The 24,411-nt window shown below is 38.5% G+C and carries 23 protein-coding genes; 8 read left to right on the forward strand and 15 right to left on the reverse strand.

Annotated elements, in window-relative coordinates; translation table 11 throughout:
- Positions 1-78: 78 nt before the first annotated feature.
- A complete protein-coding gene (locus tag BLR60_RS15415) occupies positions 79-2,448 on the forward strand; it encodes a phosphocholine-specific phospholipase C (RefSeq protein WP_090501389.1) in 2,370 nt (789 codons plus the stop codon).
- 200 nt (positions 2,449-2,648) lie between these two features.
- On the opposite strand, the gene BLR60_RS15420 is transcribed toward BLR60_RS15415, so the two are convergent.
- Both BLR60_RS15420 and BLR60_RS15425 read right to left on the reverse strand, forming a co-directional pair.
- Positions 2,649-3,218, reverse strand: a complete 570-nt coding sequence (locus tag BLR60_RS15420) for a DUF2911 domain-containing protein (protein ID WP_090501391.1) — start codon at positions 3,216-3,218, stop codon at positions 2,649-2,651.
- A gap of 128 nt (positions 3,219-3,346) precedes the next feature.
- Positions 3,347-3,532 carry a hypothetical protein gene (locus BLR60_RS15425; RefSeq protein ID WP_025141696.1) on the reverse strand — a complete coding sequence of 62 codons (186 nt, stop codon included), beginning with the start codon at positions 3,530-3,532 and terminating at the stop codon, positions 3,347-3,349.
- Between the two features lie 232 nt (positions 3,533-3,764).
- Here BLR60_RS15425 and BLR60_RS15430 point away from each other — a divergent pair, with 232 nt between their 5' ends.
- The 5 genes from BLR60_RS15430 to BLR60_RS15450 all read left to right on the forward strand — a co-directional run bounded on the left by BLR60_RS15430 (position 3,765) and on the right by BLR60_RS15450 (position 11,157).
- Positions 3,765-4,391: a TetR/AcrR family transcriptional regulator gene (locus tag BLR60_RS15430; RefSeq protein ID WP_090501393.1), complete on the forward strand. Its 627-nt coding sequence runs from the start codon at positions 3,765-3,767 to the stop codon at positions 4,389-4,391.
- Complete coding sequence (locus tag BLR60_RS15435; protein WP_090501395.1) at positions 4,388-5,707, forward strand: TolC family protein; 1,320 nt, start codon at positions 4,388-4,390, stop codon at positions 5,705-5,707. The genes BLR60_RS15430 and BLR60_RS15435 overlap by 4 nt, the downstream gene beginning before the upstream one ends.
- 8 nt (positions 5,708-5,715) lie before the next feature.
- On the forward strand, positions 5,716-6,753 hold the full coding sequence (locus BLR60_RS15440; RefSeq protein WP_090501397.1) for an HlyD family secretion protein: 1,038 nt from the start codon (positions 5,716-5,718) through the stop codon (positions 6,751-6,753).
- 8 nt (positions 6,754-6,761) lie between these two features.
- The gene (locus BLR60_RS15445) at positions 6,762-8,309 is read left to right on the forward strand and encodes a DHA2 family efflux MFS transporter permease subunit (protein WP_090501399.1); all 1,548 of its coding nucleotides are present in this window, start codon (positions 6,762-6,764) and stop codon (positions 8,307-8,309) included.
- A gap of 262 nt (positions 8,310-8,571) precedes the next feature.
- A complete protein-coding gene (locus tag BLR60_RS15450) occupies positions 8,572-11,157 on the forward strand; it encodes a phosphoenolpyruvate carboxylase (protein ID WP_090501401.1) in 2,586 nt (861 codons plus the stop codon).
- Between the two features lie 699 nt (positions 11,158-11,856).
- On the opposite strand, the gene BLR60_RS15455 is transcribed toward BLR60_RS15450, so the two are convergent.
- The 5 genes from BLR60_RS15455 to BLR60_RS15475 all read right to left on the reverse strand — a co-directional run bounded on the left by BLR60_RS15455 (position 11,857) and on the right by BLR60_RS15475 (position 17,124).
- Positions 11,857-12,105 (reverse strand): DUF6952 family protein, encoded by a 249-nt coding sequence (locus BLR60_RS15455; protein WP_010599336.1) that lies wholly within the window; start codon positions 12,103-12,105, stop codon positions 11,857-11,859.
- Positions 12,105-12,413 carry a thioredoxin family protein gene (locus BLR60_RS15460; protein WP_039479645.1) on the reverse strand — a complete coding sequence of 103 codons (309 nt, stop codon included), beginning with the start codon at positions 12,411-12,413 and terminating at the stop codon, positions 12,105-12,107. Before BLR60_RS15460 ends, BLR60_RS15455 begins: the two co-directional genes overlap by 1 nt.
- A gap of 14 nt (positions 12,414-12,427) precedes the next feature.
- Positions 12,428-13,060: a peroxiredoxin gene (locus BLR60_RS15465; protein ID WP_039479644.1), complete on the reverse strand. Its 633-nt coding sequence runs from the start codon at positions 13,058-13,060 to the stop codon at positions 12,428-12,430.
- Between the two features lie 331 nt (positions 13,061-13,391).
- Positions 13,392-15,776: a S9 family peptidase gene (locus BLR60_RS15470; protein WP_167354759.1), complete on the reverse strand. Its 2,385-nt coding sequence runs from the start codon at positions 15,774-15,776 to the stop codon at positions 13,392-13,394.
- A gap of 163 nt (positions 15,777-15,939) precedes the next feature.
- Positions 15,940-17,124, reverse strand: coding sequence for a hypothetical protein (locus BLR60_RS15475; RefSeq protein WP_090501403.1), 1,185 nt, complete (start codon positions 17,122-17,124; stop codon positions 15,940-15,942).
- A gap of 218 nt (positions 17,125-17,342) precedes the next feature.
- Between BLR60_RS15475 and BLR60_RS15480 the strand changes: the two genes are divergently transcribed.
- Positions 17,343-17,867: a YfiT family bacillithiol transferase gene (locus BLR60_RS15480; RefSeq protein ID WP_090501405.1), complete on the forward strand. Its 525-nt coding sequence runs from the start codon at positions 17,343-17,345 to the stop codon at positions 17,865-17,867.
- Positions 17,864-18,340, forward strand: a complete 477-nt coding sequence (locus BLR60_RS15485) for a DUF6265 family protein (protein ID WP_090501407.1) — start codon at positions 17,864-17,866, stop codon at positions 18,338-18,340. Before BLR60_RS15480 ends, BLR60_RS15485 begins: the two co-directional genes overlap by 4 nt.
- A gap of 189 nt (positions 18,341-18,529) precedes the next feature.
- On the opposite strand, the gene BLR60_RS15490 is transcribed toward BLR60_RS15485, so the two are convergent.
- The 8 genes from BLR60_RS15490 to BLR60_RS15525 all read right to left on the reverse strand — a co-directional run bounded on the left by BLR60_RS15490 (position 18,530) and on the right by BLR60_RS15525 (position 24,324).
- Positions 18,530-19,249 carry a heavy-metal-associated domain-containing protein gene (locus tag BLR60_RS15490; RefSeq protein ID WP_090501409.1) on the reverse strand — a complete coding sequence of 240 codons (720 nt, stop codon included), beginning with the start codon at positions 19,247-19,249 and terminating at the stop codon, positions 18,530-18,532.
- Between the two features lie 325 nt (positions 19,250-19,574).
- Positions 19,575-20,399, reverse strand: coding sequence for a 4,5-DOPA-extradiol-dioxygenase (gene ygiD, locus BLR60_RS15495; protein ID WP_090501411.1), 825 nt, complete (start codon positions 20,397-20,399; stop codon positions 19,575-19,577).
- A 123-nt stretch (positions 20,400-20,522) separates the two neighbouring features.
- Positions 20,523-21,095: a YceI family protein gene (locus tag BLR60_RS15500; RefSeq protein WP_090501413.1), complete on the reverse strand. Its 573-nt coding sequence runs from the start codon at positions 21,093-21,095 to the stop codon at positions 20,523-20,525.
- A gap of 234 nt (positions 21,096-21,329) precedes the next feature.
- Positions 21,330-21,890, reverse strand: coding sequence for an AraC family transcriptional regulator (locus BLR60_RS15505; protein WP_090501415.1), 561 nt, complete (start codon positions 21,888-21,890; stop codon positions 21,330-21,332).
- Positions 21,890-22,393 carry a DUF3347 domain-containing protein gene (locus BLR60_RS15510; protein WP_090501417.1) on the reverse strand — a complete coding sequence of 168 codons (504 nt, stop codon included), beginning with the start codon at positions 22,391-22,393 and terminating at the stop codon, positions 21,890-21,892. The genes BLR60_RS15505 and BLR60_RS15510 overlap by 1 nt, the downstream gene beginning before the upstream one ends.
- A 44-nt stretch (positions 22,394-22,437) precedes the next feature.
- Complete coding sequence (locus tag BLR60_RS15515; RefSeq protein ID WP_090501419.1) at positions 22,438-23,250, reverse strand: hypothetical protein; 813 nt, start codon at positions 23,248-23,250, stop codon at positions 22,438-22,440.
- A gap of 1 nt (position 23,251) precedes the next feature.
- Positions 23,252-23,788, reverse strand: coding sequence for a heavy-metal-associated domain-containing protein (locus BLR60_RS15520; RefSeq protein ID WP_167354760.1), 537 nt, complete (start codon positions 23,786-23,788; stop codon positions 23,252-23,254).
- A gap of 134 nt (positions 23,789-23,922) precedes the next feature.
- On the reverse strand, positions 23,923-24,324 hold the full coding sequence (locus tag BLR60_RS15525; protein ID WP_090501423.1) for an HYC_CC_PP family protein: 402 nt from the start codon (positions 24,322-24,324) through the stop codon (positions 23,923-23,925).
- Positions 24,325-24,411: the final 87 nt, after the last annotated feature.

Raw genomic sequence — 24,411 nt, forward strand, 5'->3', positions numbered from 1 at the left:
TAACTGAATTGCAAACCGTCAACCGTAAAATGCCGACTGAAAAAATCAAACACAGTATCTAAGCTATTGTTAACTTTTATGGACTCACGTAGAGAATTTCTAAAAAAAGCGGCCTTGTTTGCCGGAGCTACAGGCATGGCCAACACCTTGCCCAGTTCGTTGCTAAAAGCGATGGCCATTAACCCTGAGCCTGGCAGTACATTTTATGATGCCGAACACATTGTTTTTCTGATGCAGGAAAACCGGTCTTTTGACCATATGTTCGGTAAAATGAAAGGTGTACGCGGATTTAACGATCCACACCCACACATTCAGCCTGATGGCAACAAAGTTTGGCTGCAAAAAGATGGGCAGGGTTATACTTATGCGCCATTTCATGTTGATATTAATAAAACAAAAATTACCTGGCAAGGTGGTTTACCACACTCTTGGAATGATCAGGTAGCGGCTCGCAACGGCGGTCGGTACGATAAATGGTTACCCGTTAAAACACCAATGACACTGGCTTACTATGACCGGAATGATATTCCTTTCTATTATGCCATGGCAGATGCTTTTACCATTTGCGATCAGCATTTTTGCTCATCGTTAACTGGAACAACACCCAACAGACTATTCTTCTTTACAGGAACTGTTCGCGGAGAAAAAAGTGCAAACCCGATTGCGGTGGTTAATAACGATCAGGCTGAATCGCAAAATAATGTGTTTGTAGATTGGCCAACCTTTCAGGAAACATTAGAAGACAATGGTATTGACTGGCGCATTTACCAGAACGAATTGTGGACCTCAAAGCTTCCGGAAGGTGAAATAGATGACTGGTTGGGAAATTATGGTGATAATCCGGTAGAATATATTAGCAGGCACAACGTTAAGTTATCGGCTTATTTTAGAAAAAATGGCGATAATACGGTTAAACCAGCTTTAACTGCAAAAGAGGTTCAGGCGAAGTACGATAGACTATCGCAAAGGGAGAAGAATTTGATCGATAAAGCTTTTACGACCAACATTTCTCAAAAAGATTACTTAGACCTAGAGCCCTTCACGTTTAAAAATGATCAAGGTCAGTCAGAAACCATAAACCTTCCAAAAGGAGATATTTTTCATCAGTTCAGAAAGGATGTAGACAGCGGAAAATTACCAACTGTTTCCTGGTTAGTGGCCCCTCAACGTTTTTCCGATCACACCAGCTCACCGTTATATGGGACCTGGTATGTAAGTGAAGCGCTAGATATTTTAACTAAAAACCCTGAGGTATGGAAGAAGACAATTTTTGTTTTAACCTATGATGAAAATGATGGATATTTTGATCACCAGCCACCTTTTGTAGTTCCCAATCCCAATGACCCGAGCAGTGGAAAAACTTCGGAAGGCATAAATTATGCTACTGATTTTGAAGCAAGAAAAGGAAGTCCGATAGGTTTGGGTTACCGTGTGCCATTAGTTATTGCCTCGCCATGGAGCAAAGGAGGTTTTGTAAACTCTCAGGTTTTTGATCATACATCATCATTAATGTTTATGGAGAAATGGCTGGCAAAAAAGACCGGCAAAACCATAAAAAGTAATAACATTAGCGATTGGCGAAGGAATATCTGCGGTGACTTAACCTCGGTGTTTAGACCATATCATGGAGAAGAAATCAAATCTCCTGAGCCTTTAAAACGCGATGTTGTGGTAGCCAATATTGGTAATGCAAAAAACAAACCTGCACAGGTTGGTCCTACTGCATTGAATAAAACCGAAGTAGCCAAAATCAATAAATTTGAAAATTGCTCAAGTGAAACATCAATCCATGCGCCTAAGCAGGAAAATGGTACCAAACAGGCTTGTGCATTGCCTTATCACTTAACGGTTGATGCTAATTTGGTTCATCATGAAATTGCACTTACTTTCCAATCGGTAAAGACCTTGTTTGGCAGCGAGGTTGAAACTGTTGGCGCACCTTTTAATATGAATACCATTGCCAAATTTAAAGGTGTTGCAGGCAAAACGTGGGCCTATGCTGTAAAAGCCGGCGATGTATTATACGATAGCATTAAACTGGATGATTTTGATAATGAAGTTTACGATCTCACCGTAAGCGGTCCGAATGGATTTTACAGAAATTTTACAGGCAGCAAAAAGAATCCTTCCATTGTTGTAAAAGCCTATCCAGAGCAAGTTGGTTTGGTAAGTAAAAAGCTTACCGGTAAACTGATTTTTGCTTTTGAGAACACCGGTGCCAGCTTAATTACGCTTCAAATTTTAGATAACAAATATAAATCAGGAAGTAAAACAGTAATGATCAGGCCAAAATCAGTTGAAAATGCTTCCTTTAACCTGGCTAAAAATGCAAATTGGTACGATTTCAGTATCGTGCAGCCTGGCAATACCACATTTAAACACCGCTATGCAGGTAAAATAGAAACAGGAGAGATTACCCAAAGCGATCCATACATGGGTAACGTATAAGAAATACCGATCAAAAGGCTCGAAGCTGTTAATATAAATGACGTGTTTTTAGTGTTACATATCGGTATTGTTGATATATTAAATCTATAACCTTACTAACGGCCACTCAAATGACGAATAATTTTTGTGGCGAAATAAAAACGATTTAAACAAAAAAGTCCCGACAATAGCCGGGACTTATATTTTTATTGCTTTTTAAGTTAAAAAGTAATCGGTAATTCTACCTGAGTTCTGTCCCAGCCAATAACGAGGTTAGCTCCACCATTAATTTCTGTAAAGGTTAAAGAAAAATATTCGATCGGTTTAGATAAAGTTTTTACCGGAACATTTACACGAACAACATCTTTATCCTGATTGTAGGTAAAAGCGCCCCATTTATCTGTTTCGCTATTTACGATAATGGCCCAGGTATCTTTGTTGGGAATGGCGAACAGGCTGTAAGTACCCGCTTTGATTTTCTTGCCACCAATGTTTACTTTTTTAAAGAAACGAACTTCTGTACTTTCGTTGGCTCCAAAACGCCAAACCTTGCCATATTGCTCTAAAACACCAAAAATATCACGACCTTTTTTCTGCGGACGCGAGTAAACAATCTTAATAACCGGTTTTGTTGGATCTCCGGCTTTTGCCTTTGGGGCATTAAGCGGAAAATAAACAATATCTGCAGGACTTGGGTCTGCAGCAGGAAATTTTACTTCAGCAGAAGTACCTTGTTGTGCCTTGGCACTAAAGCAAAAAAGAGCGAAAACAACAATGAAGATATTTTTCATTTGTAGGTTTTTGTTTTCAGTTGCGATGAGCGGTCATGATTTAATTTTTTTTTAAAATCACGCAATCTCATTCGCTGCTAATTATTTTGAATCCTTAAAAGGATCGGGTTGAATAAAAGGCAAAAGAACTAGTATTTTCTTCCTTTTACGATAGCGTTTAAAAATAAGCCTGCTGTTAACAAACCTAAAACACCACCTAATAAGGCAAAAATATAGTTTTGTGTAATAATTGCTCCGGTTAGTACTCCGAAGAATAAACCTAAAGCATAATATAACCAGTTGAAATTATTGCTGCTGTTCTCTTGTACACTCATGTTTTCTGTTATTTGGAGGCAAAGTTAATATTTATTTTAAATTTTAATCAATATGTCCGAATTCTAATTATTATCAATATAACCTAAACTGTAATGGTAGTGTTTGTATAAATTAATGAGCTGGATAATTTTTTAATTTAAAATCAGGGTTTTATCAAAAGAATGTAAAAGAAGTGAAGAAACATTTGGAAGTTAATCAATCGTTTGATTAATTTTGTGCCGTTAAAAAGAAATGAAAACAGAAAAAGTAGATAAAAGACAAGCCATTCTTGAAGCAGCTGAAAAGCTGTTTTGCGAAACGGGTTATGAAGGTACTTCTACCCGGCAGATTGCTAAGGAATCTGGAGCAAATATGGCGATGATAAATTATTATTTCGGTTCTAAAGAAGGGGTTTTTGTAGAGATTATGAATGAGCGTATTGCTGGTTTTGCTTCTCAGTTAAAAATCATCAATGAAGATAAGATTTCGGCATTAGAAAAATTGCATAGAGTTATAGAGGGTTATGTAAATAGGATCTTAAGTAACACTGCATTTCATAAAATGATGCACCGGGAGCTTTCTTTAACTCAGAGACCAGCAATGTATGATAAAATTAAGGATGCCATGAGCCACAACATGCAGCTTATTGACCGGATTATTACCGGTGGGATTGAAGATGGCACCTTTAATAAAGTAGATGTACGGATGGTGATCGCGACCATTATGGGTACGATTACCAATATTGTTATTGCACCTCAGAAAGTGATGCCATGTTCCAACTTTGACCTGAATAACCCAAAAGATAAAAAAATGATTAAGGATCGGGCAATCGCTCACTTACAAGATCTAACAACAGTTTATTTAACAACAAAAAAATGATACCCAAATCAATAAGATTAATGCTTGTGGCATCATTAATTCCAGCGGCTTTGTTTGCACAGGGTCCGAAAGAATTAAATATCAACCAGGCAATAGAACTTGGCATAGCCAATAGTAAAAACTTAAAACTTTCTCAAAACAAGATCGATCAGGCAGCTGCCCAGCTCGAAGTTGTAAAAGACAATGCTTTGCCAACAGCAAATGCAAGCTTTATGTACAACCACGCCGAAATACCGACCACAACATTTGCTTTGCCTGGTAGCGGATCATCTTTCCGCCTGCCTAAAAGGGCCGATGCCTTTGTAGGTACAGCGGCAGTGCAAGAACTTGTTTATGGTGGTGGTAAATTAAAATATGCAAAAGAATCGACCAAATTATTGGCAGAGGTTGCACATTTGGATGCCGATAAGAGTAAAGAAGAAATCACTTACGCGATTATCAATACCTACTATTCTTTATATAAGGTTTTACAAAGCAGAAAAGTAGTTGATCAGAATTTAGAATCGATTGCCGCACAAATTAAACAGGCACAACGTTTCTTCGAACAGGGCATTGTAACCAAAAATGATGTGTTGCGTTTTCAATTGCAACAGGCAAATGTTACGCTAACCCAAATGGATATAGAAAGCAACCGTAAAGTAATCAACTATAACTTGGATATCCTTTTAGGTTTACCGGAAGATACAGAAGTTAAGATTGTTGATCCAACCGCAGGCTCAAAAGTATCAGGTTCGTTAAACGAATACATTAGCATGGCAATGGCTAACAGACAGGAGTTAAAGCAACTTGATGTGCAAAACAAAGTTGCCGATTTTAATATCAAAACCGTTAAGGCAAATACTTTACCTACCGTTGGTGTTGGAGCCAATTTGTACTATATTAACCCAAGCGGTAATTTTATTCCGCCAGCAAACCAATACCTCATGCCCATTACGGTAGGCGCAACGGTTTCATGGAATTTCGGAAACCTCTGGACAAATAAAAACAAAGTAAGCCAGGCAAAAATCCAACAGAATGAAATTACTATCCAGAAGGACATTTTGTCTGATCAGGTAAAAACAGATATCAATAAAAACTTTCAAAATTACCAGGTGGCCATGAACAAAATCCAGGTTTTGGAAACCTCAATTGCTCAGGCGACAGAAAACGATAAATTATTGGCATCAAAATACAAAAACAACGTGGCTTCAGTTACCGACCGTATCGATGCCGAAACCTTATTATATCAGGCAAAAATAAACTTGGAGATAGCCAAGGCAGACGCAGGTTTGGCTTACTATACCTTATTAAAATCAACAGGAAAAATAACGCAATAAATACAGCAATGACAACTGAAAAGAAAAAAAAGAACATAGTAGTACCCATCATTTTAGGTGTTTTACTAGTAATAGGTATAGTCTTCGGGATTGTAGAATGGAATTATTATAGCAAACACGTAGATACAGATGATGCACAGATTGATGGTGATATTAGTCCTGTTGTGGCCCGCGTTGGCGGTTATGTAAAGGATATTAGTTTTGAAGAAAATACACATGTAACCGAGGGACAGGTTTTGGTTAAACTTGATGATAACGATTACAAAGTAAAATTAGAACAGGCACAATCTGGCCAAAAGGGTGCTACAGCAGGTGTTGGTGTGGCGCAGTCTCAAATTGCTGCAACTACAGCCAATACCAGCACAGCAAAGGCAAACGTAGCAGCAGCAAAGGTTAAATTAAACCTGGCTCAAAAAGATTACGACCGTTACGCCAATCTGATTAAAGACGGATCGATTACCCAACAGGCTTTCGACCAGGCAAAAGCAGCTAAAGAATCAGCACAAGCAGCCTACCAGGCCGCAGTAGATCAATATAATGCAGCGGTTAAACAAGTGGGTACTACACAATCGCAGTTGGCGGTGAGCAGCAATGTAATTAGTCAGCGCCAGAGTGATATCGATTTTGCTAAGCTTCAGTTATCTTATACCGATATTAAAGCACCTGCAACTGGTATTGTTTCTAAAAAGAATGTGCAAAAAGGACAACTGGTTCAGGCAGGCCAATCTTTATTCTCTATTGTAAACGACGGAAGTATTTATGTAACGGCTAACTTTAAAGAAACTCAATTGGAAAAAATTAAAGAGGGTTCTAAAGTAGAGATTGAAGTAGATGCTTATCCTGATCAAAAAATTGAGGGCGAAGTATATAACTTTTCACCAATTACAGGTGCAAAAGGATCTTTATTGCCTCCAGATAACGCTACCGGTAACTTCGTTAAAGTTGTACAACGTGTTCCGGTAAAAATCAAAATCCATCCATCAAAAGAACTGTTGACTAAATTACGTCCAGGAATGAGCGTTAAAGCTTCAGTTTCTACTAAATAATATTAAAAATGGCCGAAGTAGGTTTAAAAAAGTGGATTATTACATTTACGGTAATCACAGCTTCCTTGTTGGAGTTGATTGATACAACTATCGTAAACGTGGCAATTCCACAGATACAGGGAAACCTGGGCGCCACCCTGGAGGATGTGGCCTGGCTTTCTACCGGCTATGCGGTAGCAAACGTTATTGTATTGCCAATGTCGGGCTGGTTGGGTAACCGGTTCGGCAGGAAAAATTATTTTCTTACCTCTATTATTGTGTTTACACTCGTTTCCTTTTTATGCGGAAACGCCACTTCATTAAACGAGCTTATTTTATTCAGAATTATTCAGGGATTGGCCGGTGGTGGTTTAATATCAACAGCGCAAGCTATTCTTATCGAAACCTGGCCACGGGAAGATGTAGGTATCGCAACAGCCTTATTTGGTTTGGGTGCGGTAGTTGGACCAACCGTTGGACCAACCATTGGTGGATATATTTTGGATATTAGTTCATGGCCGTGGATTTTTTATGTGAATATTCCCGTCGGAATACTCGCGGCCTACTGTACTTATTCCTTTGTGCGGGCCACCCCGAAAGAAGGGCAGGGTCAACCTGTCGATTGGTGGGGTATCGCGTTATTGGCTGTTGCAGTAGGTAGTTTACAAACATTACTCGAAAAAGGAGAGAGTGAAGATTGGTTCGCTACCCCTTACATTACAGCTTTGGCTGCGGCATCGGTATTTGGCTTATTGCTTTTCATCTGGAGGGAAATGAGTACCGACCACCCCATTGTGAACTTTAAGATCATGCGGCACAGAAGTTTTTCTGTGGGTATGTTTACCTCTTTTATTTTAGGCTTCGGCTTATATGGCTCTGTATTTATATTTCCGGTATTCTGCCAGAATTTGCTGGGATTTTCGGCCCTGCAAACAGGAGAACTGTTATTCCCTGGTGGTTTGTGTACCATTGTAATGATGCCTTTTATTGGTATTATGCTAAAAAAAGGTATTCCTGCACAGTTTATGGCTACTTTTGGTATGCTAGCATTCTTTATTTTCTGTTGGATGCTGAGTAAATCAACGCTTCAATCAGGTACCGGCGATTTCTTTTTGCCACTGGTCATCAGGGGGATAGGCATGGCCTTATTGTTTGTGCCATTAACTACCCTGGCTATTCAGGATTTGAAAGGACCAGAGATTGGTCAGGGTTCGGGTTTAAATAATATGATGCGCCAGTTGGGCGGTTCGTTTGGTATCGCAGCTTTAACCACGTTGATCCACATCCGATCAGGTTTTCACAGAAGCAACCTGTTGACTAATCTTAACGATTATAACCAGCCATTTGTTGATCGTTTTAATGGTTTGATCAAAGGTTTTATGGCTAAAGGCCAGACCTTGTTCGATGCCAAAATTATGGCAGCAAAGGCGATGGAAGGAATCGTAACCAGGCAAACCATGTTACTGACTTATGATGATGCTTATTGGGTTGCCGGCTTGATTATGCTGTTCTCCATCCCGCTCTTATATCTTCAAAAGTTTAAGAAAAATGCAAACATTCCTGCCGATGTGCACTAAAATTTGCAAAGAAATGCCATAAATAATGGCAAAAAATAAAAACAGCCGGTGCATTTTATTACATCGGCTGTTTTAACCCAAAAAATTAACAATCAATGCAATGCCCTTAAACATTGCAAATGTTCTTAGTTAACCACATGGTGGCCAAATAAGATTCTAAAAATAAAATTTATTCTACAATTTTCCAAATTGTAAGCCTTAGAATTTTAATACCTTATGCATTTTTTGTAGTATTACGGTACACAAAACTATTGCATAACCTATGCCGAAACTTCGTTTAACTACGCACCGTGAATCTATTTTTAATAATGAGGTAATCTCAAAATTCGAACTGTTTAACAGTTTATTTCTCACTTTACCTTTTTACAAAATTAAGGATACCGGAACATTGCTTCCCTTGTTTTTTAAAAGCTGTGAAGAAGGTATCGCCAATGGAGAAAAACCTGCACAGATTATTGAAGAATTTTTCGCCAAGTATACCAGTTATACCGAGCGTAAAGATATTATTGACCTGCTTTTTCGTTTCATCCAGTATATCGAACGGCAAGTGGTGCTTTTTGATGCCGTAGAGGATGCTTCTTTTACCAAGTTAAATACTACAGACGAGCAAAGCACTTTGGCCTACATTTTAAAGAAGAATGCAGATAACAAACCAATGTTATCGAAAATTGAGGAGTTGATCGATGAACTTTCGCTTCGTCTGGTTTTAACCGCACATCCCACGCAGTTTTATCCCGGAAGTGTTTTAGCTATTATTACCGATTTAACTAAGGCCATTAGGGATAACGATCTTACCTCGATGAATTCGCTGTTACAGCAACTGGGTAAAACGCCATTTTTCAACAAAAAATCGCCAACGCCGGTTGATGAAGCCTTAAACCTGGCCTGGTTTTTAGAAAATACTTTTTATTTTGCAGCAGCAAACATTCAGGAAGAAATAGACCAGAACCTGGATGAATATAACCTGGAGACCAAGAAAATTTTAGAACTGGGTTTCTGGCCAGGGGGAGATCGGGACGGAAATCCAAATATCCACGCCGATACAACCTTAGAAGTTTCTAAAATGTTACGGCAAATTCTGTTCCGCTGTTATTACCGGGATTTCAGAGTGATTAAACGCCGCATCACTTTTAGAGGCGTTGAAGAAAATATAGCAAAACTGCATGATGTACTTTATCAGAACGCTTTCGATCAGGCCTGTGAGCTACATGATATTTCTGATGAATTAAGAGATAACCTGAATAAAATTAAAGAAACTTTATTGGCAGAACACGGAGGTCTGTTTGTTGATCTGGTTAACAATCTGATCCGCAAAATAGATTTATACGGCAACTACTTTGCCTCATTAGATATCCGTCAGGATAGCCGCGTTTTAAGGAGTGTGCACGCATATTGCCGCGCTAATAAGCCTATTTCTTCGTTATATCCTGCTGATTATGATAAATTATCAGAAGCTGAAAAACTGAGCCTGATTTCTTTTAAAGAAGCCACCATCGTTTACGCAAGTGAGCCTGATGCCTTAATTGAGGATACCATTGAGGTAATTAAAGGAATCAAGGGGATTCAAAAACGCAATGGCGAAAAAGCCTGTCACCGTTTTATTATCAGCAATTGCCAGCAGGCGAGTGATATTCTTCAGTTGATTGAACTTTTCCTTTGGAACGGTTGGAGCAAAGAATCATTAACGATTGATTTTGTGCCACTTTTTGAAACCGTTAACGATTTGAATGGCGCTGCTGCTATTATGGATACCTTGTATAGCAATCCATTTTATAAAGCACATTTGGCCAGCCGTGGCAATAAACAGGATATTATGCTCGGTTATTCTGATAGTACCAAAGATGGTGGTTATTTAATGGCCAATTGGTCTATTTTTAACGGAAAAACCTCATTGTCGGCCATTTCTGCCAAACATAACATTCAACTGGCATTCTTCGATGGTCGTGGCGGACCTCCTGCACGTGGTGGTGGCAAAACACACCGTTTTTATGCCTCAATGGGTAAAGAAATTGCAAACAAAAACATGCAGTTGACCGTTCAGGGGCAGACGATCAGTTCTCAGTATGGTTCGGTAGAAAGTGCTGAATTTAATATTGAACAATTAATTAATGCCGGAATTTCATCAGGCTTAAAAGAGAAACACAATGTACTTTTAGATCCGGAAAATAAAACATTGCTCGATGCAATGGCAGAAGATGGTTACAAAGCATTTGTCGATTTGCGTGAACATCCATTATTTGTTAGTTACTTAGAGAAATTATCTGCACTTAAATTATTATCACAGGCTAATATCAGCAGTCGCCCGGTAAAAAGAAATGGTGGTGGCGAAATGAAACTTGAAGATTTAAGAGCCATCAGCTTCGTTACGGCCTGGAGTATGTTAAAACAAAATGTACCGGGTTTTTATGGAATGGGTACTGCGATGAAAAATCAAGAGAAAGCAGGCAACTGGGATAAGGTGGTTAAAGTTTATCAGGATTCTGATTACTTAAAAACTATTGTAGATAATTGTATGATGAGTATGAGTAAATCAGACTTTACCATAACCGCACATTTAGCCGCAGATAAAGAGTTTGGTGCATTTTGGACTCAATTACACGAAGAATATAAATTAGCGAAAGAGATGCTTTTAAAACTCTCAGGACAGGAAACCCTAATGGCTAACTATCCGGTAGATAAAAAATCGATCGCTACACGCGAGAAAATTATTTTGCCACTGGTATTGATCCAGCATTTTGCTTTAGAAAAACTACAGCATGATCAGAACGAGAAAGACCAGCAGGCTTTAGAAAAGCTTGCGGTTAGAACAGTATTTGGTATTGTAAATGCTGGTAGGAATTTAGCTTAGTGCTTCAGCCAAACCTCATAGGTTTCAGAAACCTGCGAGGTTAAATATAAACCAAGGTCTGTGTCCTCACAGACCTTTTTTATTGCCAGCTGTCATTTTGAGGAATAACTTATTATATAAAAATCAATATGAGTGACAGATAAAAATTAATTAGTAATATCCTTCGAGAAATCGTCATTCCCAACTTGATTGGGAATCTTAAAACGCTTGCATTAAGATTCCCGCATGCGCGAGAATGACGACAGAACTAGTGGATTCTGTCAATGGTAGGCACGAAGAATCTTTTGCATAGTAGCAGGCATTGAAATTGACTGCTTATCATTGATCCTGTAGTCCTTTGGCTGCAGATTATTCATTTTGTATTTAAGGTTTTCGGCATTCATGCTTGCTTCGCAGGCGTTCACTGCGTTCAGGATGACAAAACCTTGCCAGCTAAACCTGATGGACGAATGCCGATTTTCTATCGGCTGGACGGAAAGCAGGAATGCTTAAACCTATGAAAAGCCGAACCTTGCTTTCCAAAAACCATGACAAAATAATCTTTAAGGAAATGTTTTGCTAAAGGTAGGAAAGATTGCTTCGTCGGCTGAAAAAGCCTTCTCGCAATGACGCCTGCAATTAAACAAAAAATCCCCCGCTGATTTTTTCATCAACGAGGGATTTTATATTTTGAAAAAGCCAGCTTAATGCTTAAGACGATTATCTATCAATCGACCCCATCACTTTTTGGCCGAAAGCATTTAGTGCGTCTTTTTCAGCAGCACCCTCACTTACCATCTGGTGTACCTCTAGTGCACCGCAGATATTGGTAATCATTTCACCTGCCACATCAACTTCATGCTCGCTAACGCCTCTAAATTCGCAGAAGGCCTCTAAAACCTCTAAAGTAGTCTCCAGTTGTGCCGGAGTGGTGTTTTGAAATAACTGTCTTATAACTGGAATCTTCATTACTTTATCTTATTAAATAGTTCAATCAAGCCTTCTGCTTTGTTGGTTTGTACCTGATCTACCAAAGCACCGCCTTCAAAAGCTGCAAAGGTTGGTAAATTATCAACGTTTGCAAATTTGCGTGAGTTTGGAAGTTTTTCGGCATCAACAATCAGGAAAGCTACATCTTCATTCTCCGATGCCAGTTTTTTAAACTTAGGTTTCATGATCCTGCAGTTACCACACCAGGATGCAGCGTACTGAACCATTACCTTTGAGTTATCGGCAAGGTACTGTTGAAGATTATCTTCTGTTAATTCTAAAAACATAACGTTTTGTTTAATTAGTTAGCGGCTAAATATTCAGCTACGCCAGTTCTGTTTGCATTCATTGCTTCTTTTCCTTCTTCCCAGTTTGCAGGACAAACTTCGCCATGTTTCTGAACGTGAGCATAAGCATCAATTAAACGCAAATATTCTTTAACGTTTCTACCTAGTGGCATATCGTTAACACTTTCGTGGAAAACTTTACCAGTTTCGTCAATTAAGTAAGTAGCTCTGAAAGTTACGTTAGAACCTGAGAAAGATTCGTTTCCTTCTTCGTCGTAGTTCACTTCCTGATCTAAAATATCTAAGATACCTGATAATTGTCTGTGGGTATCTGCTAAAATCGGATAAGTAACACCTTCAATACCACCGTTATCTTTTGGGGTATTTAACCAGGCGAAGTGAACTTCGTTGGTATCGCAAGATGCACCAATAACGATTGTATTTCTTTTTTCAAATTCAGGTAAAGCAGCTTGGAAAGCGTGTAATTCTGTAGGGCAAACAAAAGTAAAATCTTTTGGATACCAGAATAATAACACTTTGCTATTTTTGTTTACAGCTTCTTCAAATACGTTGATTTTCAAGTCATCACCCATGTCTGACATTGCATCAATACTAACACTTGGGAATTTTTTACCTACTATTGCCATAATTTTTTGTCTTTAATTTTGTTGGCACAAAGGTAAGGCTAAAACAGTTGTTTATCAACCCCGTTTCATTAATAGTTCATTGTATTTATTGATAACGATATAGACGAAAACTATATCTTTTTTATGAGGTATAGCGGGATTCTATTTTAGTTCTTTGCTGTCATGCTAAGGTACGAAGCATCTGTTTCATAGGCTGCAGATGCTTCATATAAAAACGTCGTCATTGCAAGGCACGAAGCAATCTTACAGCGCTCGCTGTTAGCGATCGTTGTAAGATTGCTTCCTCGGCTGAAAAAGCCTCTTCGCAATGACGACCTAATAAAAGAAAGGGCTATTTCTTCAACGTATTCTCATACAATTTAAATATCCTTTTATACTCATCCGTCCAGCTGCTTGGCTCGATAAAACCATGGTCTTCTACCGGGTAAACAGCCAGTTCCCAGTTATTTTTGCCTAATTCTATGAAACGTTGCGATAGGCGCACAATATCCTGAAAATGCACATTTACATCTACCATTCCGTGTGCCATTAATAAATTGCCTTTTAATTTATCTGCGAAGTAAATCGGCGAACTTCTTTTATAGGCAATCGGGTCGTTGAAAGGTTCGTTTAAAATATTCGAAGTATAGCCATGGTTATAATGTGCCCAATCGGTAACCGAACGTAACGCGGCGCCACTGGTAAAAACATCCGATTCGTTAAACATGGCCATCAAGGTAATAAAACCACCATAAGATCCGCCATATAAACCCACATGCTTCGGGTTAACCCCGTATTTCTCTACCAAAAATTTAACCCCATCGGCCTGATCGGTCAAGTCTTTTCCGCCCATATGGCGGTAAATCCCCGTGCGGTGATCGCGCCCATAGCCCGAACTTCCGGTATAATCGATATCGATTACCGTATAACCATTATCGGCCAGTAAATTGTTAAACATAAATTCGCGGAAGTAAGTGCTCCAGCCAAAGTGTACATTCTGTAAATAACCTGCACCATGCACAAAAACTACTGCAGGGTGGTTAGAGTGTGGATTGGCTGATTTATAAACCCGTGCATACACATCGGCGCCGTAACGGTTTTTAAAACTTACCAGATCTGGTTGCCGCCATTTATAAGAATTGAATTCAGCAGATGTAGATTGGGTGATTTTTACAGCTTTAGCTCCTGCTTTATTGGGCTGTAGGTATAATTCTCCTGGTTTATCCATAAAAGAATAATTAATGGCCAGGTATTTTTCATCAGGGGAAAGCGTAATGTCATTTAAACCCTTCATGGTGGTAATCTGCACTAGTTCGCCACCGTTTACGCCGATTCTAAAGAAATTGGTGATACCAGGGTGCTCTTTATTCGCTTTGATATAAAACGTATTTCTATCTTTTGATAACTGTACCGATTGTACTTCCCATTTGCCAGATGTAAGCTGTTTTTTATCTCCAGTATTTACATGGGCTACATAAAGGTGTGAATATCCTGTTGCTTCGCTTTGATAATAAAAACGGTTGTTGTCTATCCATCCGGTATTGCCCTGGTAAAAACCACTAATGCCGGGCCCACCAATCCAGGCTTCGTCTCGTTGGCGGTCTATTAAAGAAAATTTGCCGGTTAAGGCATCCAGTTTTAAAATCCAGCGGTCTTTATTGTCGGTAGAAGTTGCTACGATAATGGCCGTACTTCCATTATCATTCCAGAGCGGGCCAAAGAAATTTACAGGACGGTCAGCGTTTTTCTTTTTTAAAGTGTCCAATTCTTTTGGATAATCCTTCAGGTAATCAGGCAGGTCCTTTATACCCGGAATGGTTGAAGTTTGGATGGCATAAACCGTATCACGGCGTGTATCATATATAAAACCCTGCGAGCTATTTTCATTTTCCCCAACTTTTGTTCTACCCGGAATATCTTCTGTATAACCAGAGGAAGTAACATAGTTAGGAACAATGGTATTGTGGTTATTCTGCGCAGGCGTGGTTAATTTATATGTAATAAAATGTGCATCCGGGCTAATAATTACGCCGTTTAAAAACTTATCTTCAGTATAAAGTTCTTTTAGCGGTTTTGTATCTGCATCAGTATTTCCAAAGCGTCCTCTTCCGCCACGGGAATCGTTTTTGGTTTCAGCATTTCGCTTTTTAATAATATCGAAAAGCGCTGTCTGTTGTGCTTTTAGCCATTTATCCTGTTCTGTAGTCGGTTTGCTTTCTGCTTTTCCGGCTTTTTTACCTTTCACAAAATTGGTAAGCTGTTTGGTTTCTGCTGATTTTAAATTAACCATGAAAAGATTATCGCCCAATTGATAAACGACATTGCCAGTGGTCAAAAAAACCGGATTGCTTTCCCTTTCCTGTGTGTTGGTCAATCGCGTTTCTTTATTCGTTTTGAAGTTCTGTAAATAAATATCACCGCTTTTTTCAACTAAGCCAAGGGAACGATCTGCATTGTAGGTGTAATTTAAGCTCAATAATTTTTCATCTTCCTTTTCTGCTGCTTTAACTGGCTTTGCAGAAGTTGCCGAAATCTTAAATAACTCTTCCTTGTTTTTATTTTCTGGGTTCCAGTTAAAATAAAGGGTTTTGCTGTCTGCAGTCCAGCGAAAATTGGTTGGTGCAATACCTATCCATTTTGGATCCCGCATAATTTTTTCAACTGTTAAGGGCGCCAATTGTTGTGCAAAAACATATTCGCCCGTGCAAAGCAAAAGGAAAAGTAAATATTTCTTCATGAATTTAGGTTTGTCTGCAATTTAGGGAATGAGCATGCAAGTTTTAGAAGGAAATGGAAATGTTACATGCCTTCAAGCGTATAAGTTAACCACAGATAAAAAGGATGAGCACAGATGAGATTCGAAATATGTACTTAAATCTGTGGGAATTTACGGTGAATTACTAACGGATCACCCTTCCGGTTTTATCTACGTTCACTTTATCAAAAGTTTCCAAAAAATCATTAATGATAACAGCCAATTCGCGTCTGGTCAAAACTTTTTTAAGTTCGTATCTGGAGTTAAACCTATAATTTTTATTCCATTTTTTTTGTAACGCAGCTTTTGTGGCATCAACTGATTTATTCCCTACATAACACACCATAGAAATAGTGTTTTCTAAATTAATAGGTATATGCTGATGATCATCGAACCAGATTTGGGCCTTGTAATAATAATCTTTGATTGGTTGCCTGATCTCATCATAGGTCACCTCTTTTTCAGGATTAAAATAGGCTTTGTTTTGCTTTATTTCCGCTTTAATAATGCCGGTTATACCAATTTTTTGGATGGCCAACCAGTTAGAATCCGTCGTTTTTACGTCTTCAAAAGGCATTAATGCATGCTTGTAGGCCAATAATTCAGCCTGAATACTTTTTAAGTTTGAAAGGCTGGTTTTAGTGTCAAAAAAGGTGGCATAAGCTGCTGTTGCTCCAGCTGCCTGCCCAATTTCAAATTGATCATTAGCGATATAAAGCAAGTTTTCCTGATCTGGGATCAATAAGCTGTATAGAGATAAAAAGCTGGCTCCTGAAGCTACTTTAGTTACCGTTGTCCGGTAAGTATTTTCGCTATAATTTAATGGACTTAAAGAGGCAGGATTTAAAGTGGAGATTTTTAATGCAGCCAGTAGTTTTTCACGATTATCGGCCAGCACAAGCACTTTGGCTTTAATGCTTTTATCTTGCGTCAATTTTACTTCCCAACCATTGCCAGAACGTTTAATTTCTGTGTAAGACGTGTTGTTAATGACGTCTAGGAGTAAGGTGCTATCTACAACAGTTACTTTCGCCCGGTTTTTTTTATCTGGTTTAGGTTTTGGCGTTTCCAGGCTTTTTGCATTTTCCGTTTCCCATTTTAAAAAACTTTGATAAAAAGGGAGTAGAGCCCTTTTATTTTCAGGCATTTTACTTAAATCCAACTGTTCTTTTTGGTTAAGCAGGATGGTTTTTACACCCGATTTAAAAGCCTGAAAAGACGCGGCATAAGCGGCATCTCCGTTACCGATCACTATTACATCTGTTTTTATGGTTTGGGCATGGATAACCAAAGGAATTATGAATGCGAAAACAAAAAACAGTCTTTTCATATTTTTATCAAAATTTAATGCAATATGCTTTAAATGAATGAATTTTTAATGAAAAGGCGGCATTTTAACTAAACTTAATGTGTAATGTCAGGGGAATCGATATGTGAAGCCAATATTAGATATTTATAACAACAGATACGAAAAGCTTTCTTGTAAGACCTCCTGCAGTTCGTGAATCTTTGTAATTAAAACTCGATAATTCTCCTTATTTTGGTTCCGTGGATTTAGAACAACTTAAATATCCTATCGGTCAATTTACTATGCCTGATATTTTCGATCAAAAGCAGGTTGACGTATGGATTTCTGAAATAGAGACATTACCAGGCCAAATTAAAAAGGCTATAGAAAATTTAACCGACGACGAACTGGATCAAACCTATCGCCCGGAAGGCTGGACATTGAGGCAGGTTGTTCATCACCTTCCGGACAGCCATATCAATGCCTATATCCGTTTTAAACAAGCCATAACTGAAGACATTCCGACAATCAGACCTTATTTTGAAGAGCGCTGGGCGGAAACAGAAGAAGCCAAAAATGGTGATATTAAATTGTCGATTGACCTGTTAGCGGGATTACATCAGCGTTGGGTTGCTTTTTTAAGAACATTAAAAATTGAAGATTACCAACGGAAATACATTCATCCGGCCCAAAATAAAGAACTTACTTTAGCCAATATGCTGGGCATGTACGCATGGCACGGAAAACACCACTTAGCACATATTACCAATACGATAACAAAATGAAAAGAATCTATTTATACGCCTCGATTTTATTTTTTGTTGGTTTTTACAGCAATGTTAAAGCGCAAAAAGATCCCTCAAAAACTTTTTCTTTTGTGTTAGGCTCATGGGAAATGCAAACGCTAAAAGGCAAAATTGTGGAGCAGTGGAGCCATGGTGCCAATAAAATACTGGAAGGCAAGAGTTATCGCGTCACTGCAAAGGGAGATAGCATACTTACGGAAACCTTACAGATCAGAAAAATAGGAAAAGAGGTTTTCTATTGTTCAACGGTTGCTAATCAGAATGAAGGTAAAGAAGTCTGTTTTAAACTTATTTCCAAAAAGGATCAGATCTATATTTTCGAAAATGCGGCACACGATTTTCCGCAAAGAATAGTTTATCAAAACCTGGGTAAAAATGAAATGCTCGCCTGGATTGAAGGCGAGCGGAATGGCAAAAGCCGAAAATCAGAGTTTAGGTATAAGCGGCAATAGACGATTCGTCATGCTGATCCGATGGCTCGATTTATTTTATTAGCTGTTTATGTCGTTTAAAGGTCTGCTAGCTACTTCGTGGTCAGCATCTTTTTAGCATGAAAGGCCCTGAAATAAATTAACTTCGGTGAGCTCGCAAAGGCTTGGTTCAGGGGGACGATCACGTTAAAAAAAGAAAACAATATCTAACTACATCAAAATTAACATGGCTGCGCTCATGGCAATCATGATTGCATCTTCAACAATAGTTACGGTACTCATCGGTAAGTTAAACACCGCCCCTAAACAAGCACATTGAATTTTCTTTTTGTTTAAAACGCTTTCCAGAACCCCAAGGATACTGATCGTCATGACAATCAGGGTGACCCAATTCACCGTAACAGGCGATAGGTTTAATGCAAAAGATAAACCTAAACCTAATTCGATAAAAGCATAGATATAACCCCAGGCGCTGAATTTTTTAGCTACAATATCGTACATGGCATAACTTTCGGCAAAGGCTTTTAAGTTGAGCATTTTAAAGAAAGAAAAGGTTAGGAAGAAACCTGCCATAAAAATGCGCATAAACACCATAAAATTGATCGCATTGTTCTGCCATGAAACCACTAATGAAATTGCGGTAACATATCCAAAAATTAATAAAATGGGTTTATAGGTTTCTGCCCATGATTTTGCTTCTTCAAGCGTTTCGCTATGTTGGGTTACTGAAATCTGGTATTTGCTTTCACTACCTCCCAAAGCTTGTTGTAAGGTATCTAAGCCAATATGGTTATCCATGCTAATGGTAGCTGAATTGGTGTCTTTGAAAACTTCTACTGCAGTTACATCTGGTAAAACAAGCAGACTACTTTTTACTTTATTTTCGCAACCGCCACAGGTCATTCCTGTAAGTTGATAGGTATGTGTCATGATTAAAATCTTAATGCAAATTTACGGCTTCGTAAGGCCAAAAGCGTTACAGAATAATCATAAAGTTTTATAGAATTTTGGATTTTCATTCTGCCAGAGATCGTCATTTCGACCGTAGCGGAGAAATCTAGTGTAGGATATTTCCTTCATGACCTTAATTTCTTAATGGAAATTTACAAAATATACTTTTGACCATTAAGGAGTTAAGAAAATTAAGGTTTAAACTCCGTTTAAACAGCTAAAACAAGTTCCTTTAGTGATTCGTTTAACCCTAAACCCTAAACCCTAAACCCTAAACCCTAAACCCTAAACCCTAAACCCTATATTACCCTACCAAAACCGAAGTCATGGTTAACGAACCGCCAACCGCTTTGTCGTTAAAGAAAGAAACCTCATCTTTGTCCTTTTTCGTACCAAGCGTATAAATAAGCGGCAAATAGTGTTCTGGCGTTGGGATGGCCAACATGGCATCGGTACCGAGGTTACGGTAGTTGATCAAGGGCTGATGATCGCCATTTGCAATTAAATTTTTGAATTTATCGTTCATTTCAATTGCCCAATCATAGCCACCTCCGTTAATCATCTCCCAGCTTAACATACGCAGGTTGTGCACCATATTGCCACTGCCAATAACCAACACACCTTTTTTGCGGAGGGCATAAATTTCTTTGGCAATTTCATAATGTTGCGCGGGCGATTTGGTATAATCTATACTCAATTGCAAAACGGGAATATCGGCATTTGGATACATATGCCTAATTACCGTCCAGGTGCCATGGTCCAAACCCCAGTCGTGATCTAAGCCAACTGGTGTTGAATGGATTAAACCAGGGATTTCAGCGGCCAACTTTGGGTCGCCCGAAGCAGGATATTGAACATCGAAAAGTGCCTGCGGGAAACCACCAAAATCGTGAATGGTACTTGGGAAATCCATTGCAGTTACAAAAGTGCCATGTGTGTACCAATGGGCCGATACCACTAAAACTGCTTTTGGAACAGGGATATGTTTGGCCAAATCTACCCAGCTCTCACTAAACTCATTATTTTCGATGCCGTTCATTGGTGAGCCATGGCCAATAAAAAGCGTTGGCATTAAATCCGTTTGCGGCAAACGTTGAGTAAAGTTTCTGAATTGGGATAGTGCAGACATGGGTATTCTATTTAAGTAATCGTCATTTTGACCGAAGTGGAGAAATCCTTGAAGTTTCTAACTATTACGGGTTAAAAGATCTCTCCATTTCGCTGCACTCCAGTCGAGATGACGATTTTGATATTATTTTCCCTGAACAAATTCCAGGTTTAATTTGATTGCAACATCTTTTGCTACCCCTGCACCGGTTGGATCATATTTAATATTATAATCTAAGCGGTTAATGGTTGTCGTAGCGCCGAAACCTGCTTTAGTATGGCCTTGCTGATCTTTAGCTGTACCACCATAAACCACAGCAAATTTTACATCTTTAGTTACATCGCGGATGGTTAATTTACCACTTAACTCATAATTGTTACCACTTAATTTTTTGAAAGAAGTGCTTTCGAATTTCATTGTTGGAAATTTTTCAGCATTAAAAAAATCATCTGTTTTTAAGTGTCCATCTCTCATATCCACACCAGTAGTAATGCTATTTACATCAACCGTAAAGCTAATTATAGCGTCGGCTAAATCTGGTTTAGCAGCGGTAACTGTCCCATCGAATTTTTTGAAAGAACCGTCAACAAAAGATATACCCATATGTTTAACCGAAAAGTTAACAAACGAGTGCATCGGATCTATTTTCCAGCTTGTTTGTGCGAATGATGCCACACTGATTGAGGTAGCGATCAGAAATAAGAATAATTTTTTCATATTTAGTGATTTTATTTAGATACAAATGTAGTTGAGAATCGAACAATCAGTATTGACTTATGGTAAGAAATTGCTTGGATAGATTAATCGGTTAACCGTTTAAATCGGTTAATGGTGAAATAGTTAAATTTCAGGATCGAAAAGTGGTTAATGGTTTTTGGTTCTTAGGCAGATCAGCTATCGACGATGAACTATCTGACGATTAACCTCAGGCCTATCATCCATTTTACATCCTCAAACCTCATCCAGCGTTTTCCTGCTATCTGTTGACCCAGATTTATAAACTGAAGGCGTAATTCCGGTAACTTTTTTAAATTGTGCCGATAGGTGTGCTACACTGCTGTAGTTCAGCTGATAGGCAATTTCGCTCAAGGTAAGTTCGCCATAAGTGAGCATTTCTTTTACTTTCTCTATTTTTTGAGCAATAAAATACTTCTCAATGGTTTGGCTTTCAATTTCGGAAAAGATGCTGCTCAAGCTGATATATTCCTGTTTTAACTGCTCGCTGAGGTAGGCAGAAAGATTGATTTTTAGCGGTTCTTTGTTATAATGAACCAGATTAATGATGGCCGTTTTAAGCTGCTCAGCAATCTGCATTTTTTTATCTTCCAAAAGTTCGAAACCAAAATGGCTGAGTTGTTCCGAAATTCTGACCTTATCCGCTGCCGAGACATCTTGGTCAAGGGTAACTTCTCCAAGCTCAACCAATAGCGTTTTAAAGCCAAGCTTTTCCAGCTCGGCTTTAACCACCATTTTACAACGGTTGCATACCATATTTTTGATATGCAAGTGCATTATTTAGACTTTATCGTTTCAGAAACGTCACCACAATCAAACATCATGCTTCCGTAATATGGATTTTCGATGTTTTCTTTTTCATTTAACCAGCTCGCTTTTGCCATTGGACAGTGTTGAACATAAACGGTTTGGCTGTTAAATTTCAGGGCTTTCAACGTTTTAATCATGGCATAAGAAATCCCTTCAAAGGCTTTTCTTTGTGCTTTAATGTCGGTCGAACCAGCAAGTTGAGCAGATTTACTTTTAATAATAGCCGCTTGTTCCATAAATATTTTATGCTTATCTGCTGGCAGATCTTTGTGATTTACTGCATTTATCTTTGTAGATAAAACTTTCACTTTTTCGATGGCTAAGTCTTTTTTATCCGTTGCCAGTGCGTTTTTCACATCGTAATAGGCCGTTAATACCTGGTTTAATGCTACGTCTGTTTTGCTTTGTGCATAAGTAAATGCTGTTGTTGCGATCGTCATGATGGCAACTAATCCTAATATTTTTCTCATCTTTTTTATATTGTTTAATGGTGATGGATGATCATGGTTTTATTTTATTTCAAAACGTTAAAGAAATTGAATTCTGCACGAATCAGATACATGTTTTTGGTGTATCGGTTATCCATATTTCCGGTAGCCTGAAAACGGTAGCCAAAATCGATACGTGTTGTACTGTTTAAAATCATTTGTACAGCAGGGGCGATGTCTAAATAAGATTGGCCGGTGCCTGGATCGGTTTTGCCCAATAATTCTAAATAGATATTAAAGTTAGGCTGCTTATAATCTTTGTAAACAACGGGTAGAACCAAATAACCCGATGATAAACTGTAAGACAACATGTTCTTGGGCTGCGGCATTCCCATAATCTGCCTGTTGCTATTTTCGAAAGCATGTGCATAACCCAATGTTGATGATAATGCCAGTTTGTGTAGCAATTGGGTGAAAATTAATCCGCCCTGTATACCGCTATTGTCGCCTTCAAGATTAATGTCTCTCGTATACGTTGGCCTTCTGCTGGTGCTTATCCGCCCAAAAGCCGATGCCCTGAAGTGGCTTTGTGCTTCATCTAATGATAAAAACCGGTATTTTGCATATAAACTTCCTCCCTCTAAACGGTATCTGCCATCCATATCAGACACAAAACCTTGCGCATGCATCATCAGGTTTTTACTAAAACCAAACATGACTTCCGGAATGGTCCTGCTTACAAAACCCGGATTATTAAACATGCCCTCGTTCGTAATTCTCACACCAATTGATTTGGTGGGCATATTACTGGCCGGCTCTGTAAATACATATAGTTCTTGTGCAAAACCATTTGTATAGGCGCCGATCATCATCAGCGCTAATACGAATATCCGCTTCATCCTAGGAAAGAATTAAATGGTAAATGCGGGTTTTTTTGCCGTTAACAACACCTGTGCCGCTTACATAAGCATCAGAATTAGCAGTTACTGCCTGTTTTTTAAATGCGCTACCTGAAATGAAATCTTTGTCTACTACACTGGCCTTAATGGTACCACTAAGCGTTTTATCTTTTACATTTACAAAACGGTACACGTTGCCATCTACAATTGCCTGGCCCTTATCATCTACCTTTACATCGTTAAAATTGAAGTTAGCGGTTAAGCCACCAACTGAAAAACCAGCATCCTGAACTTTTTTACGCACTAAATCGAGATTGATGTTTGCATCTTTTTTAAAGGTGAGCACAAAGATGTTTTTATTTAAATCAGGTTTAACGCTACTAATAAAGTCAAGGGTTTCTAAGGATTTTTGTGTAGCGTTTGAGCACATTGAACAGGTTAAACCGGTTACCTGTAAATCTGCTGAAGATATTTTTTGTGCCGAAACATTAACGGCAAAGAATAGCATAATAATGCTGAATATTTTTACTGCTTTCATGATTTTTTGAATTTGAATAATTTTAAACTGTCGTCTCCCTGGTTTCATTTCAGGGGCTTATAGCAAAACAGATCCTGAAACACCCGTCCGACTGGCCGGGCGGAAGTTCAGGATGACGGAAAAGTAGAAAAATCCTAATTCCTAAAAATACAATTGAAAATATGCAGGGCAATCCGCGAGGAAAGTGGCGGTGCTTTATTTGAAATTTTACTGAAAAATTTCGGGGTAATATCGTTTAAAAATGCTAAAACTGGTGGATGAAGAAAAAGCTGGATAGAAAAGAGCTTTGGCATTTTTAATTGCGCCTCTGCCTGGTGACTATCTTTAACCTTAACCGTTACCTGAGTGTTTTTGCAGCAACCATCATCTTTCTTTTCGCTAGGGATATCCTTACAGAACTTACAGGAAACTTCGTTGCTGAATAGTTTAACATTTTCTAGTTTGCCTCCACAGAAATGCAGACTTAAAGCCAAACCTATAACACTAACTGCATAGAATACAGCCAAAGAAAGTGCTATTTTTTGTTTTAACTTCATTAATACAAAGGTAAAGGAAAAAATATCGAATAATGCCGGTAATTATTTACTGAATTTCATTTTTTAGCTTACTTTAGCCTTAAACAC

The organism is Pedobacter terrae (genome assembly GCF_900100705.1).
In the GTDB taxonomy this organism is placed as follows: Bacteria; Bacteroidota; Bacteroidia; order Sphingobacteriales; family Sphingobacteriaceae; genus Pedobacter; species Pedobacter terrae.